A 9,357-nucleotide genomic window follows, 5' to 3' on the forward strand; every position below is an offset into this window, starting at 1 on the left:
ATTCATTACCGCCTCTCGCACTAGGGCAAGGGTGGGGCGGGCCACAAGCCCAGGGGGGCTTTGCAGTTTTTGGCCATTGCTAAGCCTCAGGCCCATGGCAGGGTTTGTAGCCAGCGGCGCAGCAGCAGCAGGCCCGCCTCTCCGGATTTTTCAGGGTGAAATTGGCTTGCCTGCAATGAACCCCTACCCACAGCTGCCACCACCTGGCTTGTGCCATAGGGGGCTAGGGCGGTGATGCAACTGCGATCCGCAGGTACCGCTGCAAAGGAATGCACGAAATACATCCAAACCGGCGTGGCCTGGTGATCAAACAAGGCACTGGGGGCAGCTGATGTGAGCGGAGCCCAGCCCATATGGGGCCTTGGCTCCCCCGGCATTAGTGGTAGGGGTTCCACCCGGCCTGCCAATAATCCAAGGCCCGGCAATTCACCTTCATCGCTGCCTTCAAATAACAATTGCAGCCCAAGGCAGATGCCAAGCAGGGGTTTGTTTTGGCCGTCCCAATCTTTGAGGGCATGCACCCAGCCGCCCTGCTGCAGCTTGGCCATGGCTGGATCAAATGCGCCCACACCAGGCAGCACCAAAGCTGAYACCACATCCAGTTGTTSTGGATCATGCAGTATYTGCACCTGGCCGCCCAATTTGGTGAGGGCTTTTTCCACGGAGTGCAGATTGCCCATGCCGTAATCAACTATGCCAATCATTTCAATAATCCAAACTGTTCACATGGTTGATTAGGGCATATAAACCACCCATTTGGCGCTGGTCAAAACAAAGTTCAAGGCAACCGGCAACAGCGTTATCACTATGATTTAGAGGTTTAAATGTAATTTTTTCGCCTAAGAGTAGCTGGCTAAATTTTTGATTTAATAATTCTATATCTGTTTTTTTAATGGCATGATTTAAAAATAATTGCAATTTATCTGCCTCAAAGCGGCTGCTATGAAAAACGCGATAAAAATGACGGATGTGGTTCATTGCCGCCAAAGCGCTATCAGCGCTGCAATAAAGATAATTATCTTGAGCTGCAATTAGGCCCCGATCCCCAAGGGCGCCATCCACATAGCTATGCCAGCGCTGCCAGTAGTTGTCGCCAGGGGGGGCTAGCAACACCACTGGAATCGGAGGATTTTTGGCGGTTTGAATCAGGGTGAGGGCTTCAAATAATTCATCTAGGGTGCCAAAACCACCTGGCAAYACCACTACGGCAGCGGTTTCACGCAAAAAGAAAAGTTTGCGGGTGTGGAAATAACGAAAGCTCAACAGGCGTGGATCAGAGGCAATAAAAGGGTTGGTTTCATGTTYAAAAGGCAGCTGCACATCCAAGCCAAAGGAATTGCCCCTGCCAGCTCCGCGGTTTGCCCCTTCCATCACGCCAGCACCGGCGCCAGTCATCACATCAAAGCCAGCGGCCACCGCCGCCGCCGCCAGCTCCACCGCTAGGGCATAGGCGGGTTCTGCCGYTGTGGTGCGCGATGAACCAAACACCGCCAACTTGCGGGTGCTGCGGTGGGGRTGGAATACGGAAAATCCAGCGGCCATATCAGCCAAGGTGCCTTCAATCAATTGCCAGTCGTTGGCATCTGCATCGGATCTACTGATCTGCAGCAGGGTTTGAAGCGCCCTAACGGCTGCCGCTTTATGGGGATGGTTGCTGAGCTCAGCAGCTAGGGAATCGATCTGGGAGCTGATTAATTCTGGCTTCAGAGGTATTTAGAAATCGTGCTGGCCAGGGTGTTTTTGGGTACGGCACCAACAACGGTATCCACTTTTTGGCCCCCCTTAAACACCATCAAAGTGGGGATGCTGCGAATGCCATATTGGCTGGCAACATTTGGATTTTCATCGGTATTCAGCTTCATCACCTTGATGCGGCCCTCAAATTCCTTGGCGATTTCATCAACGATTGGTGCCACCATGCGGCACGGACCGCACCATGGGGCCCAGAAGTCCACCAGCACAGGTACGTCGCTCTGCAGCACGTCTTGGTCGAAGGAGGCATCGGTAACGGCAGCGGCGCTCGACATTGCTAGTTGGTAAACGATGTTCCAATCTAGCAATGCTGCTGCAAAAAACCCCATTGGTTTGAGAAATACCAATGGTTGCGGAGTTGTTTAAGACGAAAGCCCGGACGCGCCGGGCGGGTGGTGTGAGGAGTGTGAGGCCGAAGCCACACATTTCCATGCTAATGCCTCATTTCGCCAWTCTTTTCCTTATTTACCCATTCCAAGTTGTTGCGCTTTTTGATARACCTTGCCTTCMGTAAGCAGCGACGGGGCCACTACCACTTCCACCTGTTGCATCTCCTTGATCGTGCGGGCGCCAAGGGTGCCCATGGAAGTGCGGATACAGCCCAATAGGTTTTGGGTGCCGTCATCAAGATTGGCMGGCCCCCGCAGGATCCGCTCGAGGCTGCCGGTGGTGCCCACCTTGATTCGGGTGCCCCTGGGCAGCAGYGGGCTGGGGGTGGCCATGCCCCAATGGAAGCCCCTGCCAGGCGCTTCGGCGGCCCTGGCGATGGGGGATCCGATCATCACGGCATCGGCGCCGCAGGCCAAGCATTTGCAGATGTCSCCGCCGGTAACAATGCCGCCATCGGCAACGATGGGTACGTAGCGACCGGTTTCCTTCTCAAAGTCGTTGCGGGCCGCGGCGCAGTCGGCAACGGCAGTGGCCTGGGGAATGCCAATGCCCAAAACCCCCCGGGAGGTGCAAGCCGCTCCAGGGCCTATGCCCACCATTACCGCAGCGGCACCKGCACGCATCAAAAGCAATGCCACCTCATAGGTAACGCAGTTACCGATCACCACAGGTACCCCCAAGCTGCGGCAGAGATTTTCTAGATCCAGGGTTTCTTGGCCTTCAGGKCCCAGGTGATCGGTGCTAACAACGGTGGCTTGCACAAAAAATAAATCCGCCCCTGCCTCAGCAACCGCTTTACCGAATTTCAGCGCTGCCGCTGGGGTGGCACTAACTGCAGCGATGCCACCGGCTTGTTTTATTTCTGCAATGCGAGCGCGGATTAACTCCTCCTGCACCGGTTGGCTGTAGAGCTCCTGCATCAGTGGAACAAATTCTTCGTTCCCTACGGCTGCGATGCGATCGAGCAATGGATTTGGATCGCTGTAGCGGCAYTGCAACCCCTCCAGGTTGAGCACACCCAAAGCACCCAAACGGCTTAGCTCCACCGCCATCGCCCCATCAACCACCCCATCCATGGCACTGGCGATGATTGGAATTTCCCGCTCAAAACCAGCCAGGCGCCAGCTGCTATCAACAACAGCTGGATCAACGGTGCGGCCGCCAGGCACCAAAGCGATTTCATCGATCCCGTAGGCGCGACGCACTATGCGGGAACGCCCCAGTTGAATGTCCACCAAGAGGCCTTTGCTTAGATAAGGCTCAAGTTATCAATCAATCGATTGCTGAGGTGGTATTCGGGGCTATGGGCGCCCTGAAAAYGAATTCCAAGCGCCGCTGAGYTGGCCGATAAAGGTTTTGCGATCGCTGCTGCGCACAAGTTTTTTWGCTGCAAATATCCCTAGCCAGATCAGTCCCACCAGCTCAAGCAGCCKCGGCAGCATTGGGATGTGATTAAGGGTTCCCAGCACTGCCCCGAGCAGCTGCAGGAGGATCAAAAGCACAATTGCAAGGCCCGCTGCTTTCAGGGGGCGTTGGCTTTGCTCCCAAATTTGGCTTGCCTTGCCAGCTCCGAGCCAGTTGTTCAACACGGCCATCAGTTCTTGCCACTCACCACCCTCGCTGGCTTCAGCTGTGTTGGCTGGGGCCAGAATCGTTTTGGCAATTGGGCTATCAATTGGATTKACAACTGGATCTTCCATGGAACTGCTGCATGGCAAAACCRATTTTATCCGAGCAAACWAATAATCAAACTTTCCCTTAACCATCAAGGGGTTGCAGGCTGCCATCGCCAGTGAGGGGAGCTTGCCAAGCTCGAATTGGGAAGCTGCCATCCTTCAATTTCTCCACCAGCAGCGCCGTGTGGCTATCGCCAAGCTTGAGGCTGCAGGCCGGCGCTGCCTTCACCCATTGGCCATCCACCTGAATCCTGCCACTCAGTAGCGCCGCGTAGCTCACGGTGCCAAAACTTGGCCTAGTTCGCCGCGGTATGGAGAAATCCAATACGGGCACCTCCAAMGCCCCATCWGGCACTGCCGCCGCCCGGGCCTGGGTTTCAGCAAGCAGCAAAATCGGCGCAGCCACCGCCACCAAAAGGGCTGCTCCATGGCCTTCAAACCAGCAGGGTTTGAGCCACTGGCGCCTTAAGCCGTGCAGGTTCACCGTGGCGGCCACCGTTGCCCCGGGCGCCCTGGCCTGGCCATTGGCCTGGCGGCGGCAATTCGGTTGATGGCCACTGCCGGGCCCTAGCACCTGGCCGATGCTGCCCGCCACCAGCAGGGGTTGCCCTGGCCCCAGTTGGCTTAAGCCAGGCATGCTCAGGCCAATGCTGCGGGCGCCACTGCAACTAAACAAGGCGTTGCCATAGGGGCCTAGGAGCCCGCCCATGCTGCTTGCTAGCAAACCCTCAGCGCTGCTAACGGCYACCACTCCATTTTCGCTGATCGCCCTGCTCAACAGCAGCCTTGCMGTTGWTAGTTGCTTGAGCTGRAGGCGGGTTTGCAGCTCCCGGCGGGGGTGCAGGGCAGTGGCCTCGCCGAATAATTCCAGGGGCACTTCCTCCCCGGCCAACAACTGATCGAGCACATGGGCGCCACCGCGGCGGCGAGGTGTGTCAAGGCCAGCACCAATGGGTAAACACAATTCGCCGGGGCCGTAGCCCCCACCGGCGGCCACCCCCCCCAGCAYTGCCCTGCGCAAGCGCAGGGGTGGATCGCAGGGGCCAAGGCTCAGCCAAATTTGACCCTGGTCGGTGAATTCGCAGCTGCCGGCTGCCACCACATCCGTGCTGCCATAGGCCGCCTCCAGCCCTTGGGCCTTGGCCAAGGCGCGAAATTCAAGGGCGCTGCACACCCGCAGCTTYCCCAGCAGCTGTTTTTGGCGCAGTTCTTCTGGGGTTCGGGGCTGGAAAGCCATGGGGGGCTGCTTTGTARGTAATGTTGGGTGTTCTCCCGGCCAAGCGCAGCAGGCAGTTCCATGGCGGATCCCACCGGATCGATCACCCCGGAAGGTTCCCCCGAAGGGTCTACCGAGCGAATCATCCAAACCGACCTACGCAGTGARATGTCGCGCTCCTATTTGGAGTATGCGATGAGTGTGATCGTGGGTAGGGCCTTGCCCGATGCCCGCGATGGTTTGAAACCAGTGCATCGCCGCATCCTTTATGCGATGTATGAGCTTGGCTTAACCAGCGATCGGCCCTACCGCAAATGCGCTCGTGTRGTGGGTGAAGTGCTTGGTAAATACCATCCCCATGGCGACACGGCCGTATACGACGCCTTGGTGCGCATGGCCCAAAGCTTTTCGATGCGCGCGCCGTTGATCGACGGCCATGGCAACTTTGGTTCCGTGGATAACGATCCACCGGCCGCGATGCGATACACCGAATCCAGGTTGCAGTCGCTCACCACCGACAGCCTGCTKGAGGACATCGAGGCTGAAACCGTCGATTTTATCGACAACTTTGATGGTTCCCAGCAGGAACCAACGGTGATGCCAGCGCGGCTGCCGCACCTATTGCTGAATGGCTCCAGCGGCATTGCCGTTGGGATGGCAACCAATATCCCCCCCCATAATTTGGGTGAGCTTATCGATGGGGTGTTGGCACTGATCGCTAATCCAGAATTAGACGATCGCAGCTTGATGTCGATAATTCCGGGGCCGGATTTTCCTACCGGTGGTCAAATCCTYGGCCGCCAAGGCATTCGTGAAACCTACAGCGGTGGCCGCGGCTCAATCACGATGAGGGGCGTTGCTGCAATTGAAACCCTTGAGGTGAAGGGTAGGCCTGATCGCGATGCCGTAATTATCACCGAACTGCCATACCAAACAAATAAGGCTGCTTTGATTGAGCGGATTGCAGAGCTGGTTAATGATAAAAAATTAGAAGGAATTTCAGACATACGCGACGAAAGTGATCGCGATGGTATGCGAATTGTTATTGAATTGCGCAGGGACGCATACCCCCAGGTTGTGCTTAATAACCTTTATAAAATAACACCACTTCAAAATAACTTTAGCGCTTACATGCTCGCCCTAGTTAAGGGTGAGCCGCTGGTGCTTAACCTGCGGCGGATGTTGCAGGTGTTCATTGAATTCCGCATCGAAACAATCGAGCGGCGCACCCGTTATCTATTGCGCAAGGCAGAGGAAAGAGAYCATATCTTGCTCGGTTTGCTCGTTGCGCTTAATGATCTAGAYGCAATTATTAAATTGATCCGTGGCGCCGCTGATGCCGCYACCGCCAGGCAGGAATTAACTGCTCAACATGGCTTAACTGATATCCAAGCCGACGCAATTTTGCAGATGCAATTGCGTAGATTAACCGCCCTAGAAGCWGATAAAATTAGGCTCGAGCATGAGGATTTGCTCGCTAAAATTGCCAACTATAAAAATATYCTCGAAAATCGCGAAAGGGTGCTCGAAATAATTGAAACAGAATTAAARCAGCTAAAGGAAAAACACAGCACCCCCAGGCGCACCGAAATCCTTGATTTAGARGGGGGGCTTGAAGACATTGATCTGATCGCTAATGAGCGTTCGGTGGTGCTTCTCACTGAAAACGGTTATCTMAAAAGGATGCCCGTTAGTGAATTTGAATCCACCAGCCGCGGCACCCGCGGTAAAGCCGGYACTAAGAGCCAAGGYGARGAAGCGGTTTGTTTATTTATTAGCTGCAACGACCACGATTCGCTTTTACTCTTCTCCGATCGTGGTGTTGTTTACTCGGTTCCCGCCTACCGCGTGCCGATTGCCAGCCGCGCTGCTAARGGCACGCCAATAGTGCAATTGCTACCRATACCGCGGGAGGAAAAGATCACCTCCATATTGGCTGTTTCCGCCTTTGAAGAAGAGGTGCAGCTACTAATGCTCACCAGCGGCGGATATATAAAACGCACACTTCTCTCAGCCTTTTCCAATATTCGTGCCAATGGTTTGATCGCCATTGGTTTAGAGCCCTCCGACGCCCTGCGTTGGGTGCGTTTAGCCAAGGTTGGCGACAGTGTATTGATTGGTTCATTAAAGGGAATGGCGATTCATTTCCGGATTTCCGATGATGAATTAAGGCCCCTGGGCCGCTCCGCCAGGGGTGTGCGAGCCATGGCCCTGCGCGCTGGCGATAGCTTGATGAGCATGGATGTGTTGCCAAAGGATCTTGCCGATCGCATCGCCAATAGCAATCTRGAAATTGCCGATGCAGCAGCTGATGCCGATGCCGACGTAGATGTGCCAACCACCAGTGAAGGCCCCTGGGTTTTGGTTGCCACCGCCTCCGGCCTTGGTAAGCGGGTGCCAGTGGATCAGTTTCGGCTTCAGAAACGCGCTGGCATGGGTTTAAGGGGAATCAAATTCCGCCGTGATGGCGATACCTTGGTGGGTTTACGGGTGATGGGCGAGGAGGAGGAATTGCTTTTAGTGAGTGAACGCGGTGTGATTGTGCGCCTGCAATCCGATGCCATTCCCCAGCAATCCCGGGCTGCCACTGGAGTGAGATTGCAGAAATTGGATTCCGGAGATCGATTGGCTGAAGTGGTGTTGGTGCCGCCGGCCCTAGAGCTGGAAGAAGAGGTTGGCGCWGAAGCTGAGGCTTAAGTGATGGCAAACCCTGGTGTTGATTTCTGGGTTGCTAATACGATTGCAGATTTGATCCAGGGGGACGTTAAAGAACACCTCCCCCTWACTGCAATCCCCTTAACTGGCGATGTGTTGGGGATGGGCACCACCACCAGCATTGATAACGGTGAACTTAGCTTTTTACGCAATTCCAGTGGCAACACCACCATTTGGAAATGTGAGGCAGTTGATGGGGGCATTCGTGCCCTACGGCCTGGCGACGGCAGTTCCCACTTCCCCTACGTTTGTTTTACAGCTGATGCCTCTGCCYTAGAGGTTTTACTTGATCCCGTTGAACTTGTTGGTGTTGGGGAGCAACCACTGCAAATGCTGGTGGYTGCTGCAATCAAGCAGTTGCAGGAGCAGGGGCGATTGGCGGCGGCTCCGATCTACGGCCTGCGCTTGGAGYTGGAGTGGCAAAGCCTTGTAATCACTGTGGCTTCTAAGCTCTGCATGGGTCAGCAACGGCGCAATACAGCTATTGCCCGCAGCGAAACCAGCGAGGGAACTGCCGCCAGCAGCATCTACGACCTWTTGCAGCACTACCGGCTTGCCCCTGAAGATCCTGGYAACGGCAATGATCCCGTGCGCTATCTCGGAAACTCAATGGAGTGGGATTGCTGTGGATTTTTCGMTACCAACCCAAGCGCCGGTTTAGTTACGATCCCWAATCCTGATGCCCACTTACATCTACATGGTTGCAGTAGTGATCTTCGCTATGGCGGCCATTTGCACCATGAACACCCTGGCAGCTGTTTAAAAGCARTAAAGCGTTTTGCTATCTACCCACTGCAGCAACTGCAGCACCTCAGCAGTGATCTAGCAATTGAAGCACTTAGCTACAACGCTGCTGTTGCCAGCTTTAAGGTTGTAAATCGCGGTGCTATGGATGTGAGCGATGTGGGCGTTGCCGTTGTGGTGAATGATTGCTACTCCAGCCATCTATTTCTRCGCATGCCTTGGCTTGCKGCAGGCGCTAGCGAGCAGTTTGAAGTGCCCCTTGCCCTTGCCAGCGGCAGCCACTGCTTGGAGGTGATAGCTGATCCAGAGGGGCAAATAATTGAGCCAACAAATCAGCAGGCTAATAATCGMGCCCGTTTAGATCTAACGCTCTGATGGCAGCCACCATTGATGTGCTGGTTATCGGCGCTGGGCCGGCGGCCCTCTGCATTGCAGCCGCCCTTGCMCAGCAKGGYTTAAGGGTTAGGGGCATCGCACCCCATGATCCAAGCGATCAGTGGCCAAACACCTTTGGTATCTGGGGCCCTGAGGTGGATCAGTTGGGCCTTCAGCATCTGCTGGAGCACCGCTGGAGCAACTGCCATAGCTACTTTGATATAGATATCAATCACCCCATYAACTACGGCCTTTTTGATAAACAAGCCCTTCAGCAACACTGGCTTGATCAATGCCTASAAGGGGCTGTTGATTGGCAGCTGGGCCAGGTGGTTTCAGTTGCCCATGATTCCAAGCATTCATTAATTACCACCGCAGCTGGTGAGTGCCTAGAGGCGCGGTTGGTGTTAGATGCCAGCGGCCATCATTCCCCATTTGTGAAAAGGACCCAGCTCAAGCCAGTGGCTAGCCAAGCGGCCTATGGCATCG

The 9,357-nt window shown here is 55.2% G+C and carries 9 protein-coding genes; 3 read left to right on the forward strand and 6 right to left on the reverse strand.

Annotation, left to right across the window (positions count from 1 at the left end; genetic code table 11):
• Positions 1 to 86: 86 nt before the first annotated feature.
• From hisH to C7K08_RS11175, 6 genes are all read right to left on the reverse strand, one after another.
• Positions 87 to 704, reverse strand: coding sequence for an imidazole glycerol phosphate synthase subunit HisH (gene hisH / locus C7K08_RS11150; RefSeq protein WP_106500689.1), 618 nt, complete (start codon positions 702 to 704; stop codon positions 87 to 89).
• 1 nt (position 705) lies between these two features.
• A complete protein-coding gene (locus C7K08_RS11155; protein ID WP_106500690.1) occupies positions 706 to 1,566 on the reverse strand; it encodes an LOG family protein in 861 nt (286 codons plus the stop codon).
• A 137-nt stretch (positions 1,567 to 1,703) separates the two neighbouring features.
• Positions 1,704 to 2,027, reverse strand: coding sequence for a thioredoxin (gene trxA, locus C7K08_RS11160; RefSeq protein ID WP_106500694.1), 324 nt, complete (start codon positions 2,025 to 2,027; stop codon positions 1,704 to 1,706).
• A gap of 186 nt (positions 2,028 to 2,213) precedes the next feature.
• Entirely contained in the window at positions 2,214 to 3,377 is a 1,164-nt protein-coding gene (locus tag C7K08_RS11165) for a GuaB3 family IMP dehydrogenase-related protein (protein ID WP_106500695.1), read from the reverse strand.
• Positions 3,378 to 3,443: 66 nt separating this feature from the next.
• Positions 3,444 to 3,842: a CAAD domain-containing protein gene (locus C7K08_RS11170; protein ID WP_161955893.1), complete on the reverse strand. Its 399-nt coding sequence runs from the start codon at positions 3,840 to 3,842 to the stop codon at positions 3,444 to 3,446.
• A 58-nt stretch (positions 3,843 to 3,900) separates the two neighbouring features.
• Positions 3,901 to 5,055, reverse strand: a complete 1,155-nt coding sequence (locus C7K08_RS11175) for a homocysteine biosynthesis protein (protein ID WP_106500692.1) — start codon at positions 5,053 to 5,055, stop codon at positions 3,901 to 3,903.
• A gap of 60 nt (positions 5,056 to 5,115) precedes the next feature.
• Between C7K08_RS11175 and gyrA the strand changes: the two genes are divergently transcribed.
• The 3 genes from gyrA to C7K08_RS11190 all read left to right on the forward strand — a co-directional run.
• A complete protein-coding gene (gyrA, locus tag C7K08_RS11180; RefSeq protein WP_106500693.1) occupies positions 5,116 to 7,731 on the forward strand; it encodes a DNA gyrase subunit A in 2,616 nt (871 codons plus the stop codon).
• A 3-nt stretch (positions 7,732 to 7,734) separates the two neighbouring features.
• Positions 7,735 to 8,868: a CARDB domain-containing protein gene (locus C7K08_RS11185; RefSeq protein ID WP_106500696.1), complete on the forward strand. Its 1,134-nt coding sequence runs from the start codon at positions 7,735 to 7,737 to the stop codon at positions 8,866 to 8,868.
• The coding region (locus C7K08_RS11190; RefSeq protein WP_241537224.1) for a lycopene cyclase family protein at positions 8,868 to 9,357 on the forward strand (490 nt) is incomplete at its 3' end. The genes C7K08_RS11185 and C7K08_RS11190, both read left to right, overlap by 1 nt.

The organism is Synechococcus lacustris str. Tous (assembly GCF_003011125.1).
Lineage (GTDB): Bacteria > Cyanobacteriota > Cyanobacteriia > PCC-6307 > Cyanobiaceae > Synechococcus_D > Synechococcus_D lacustris.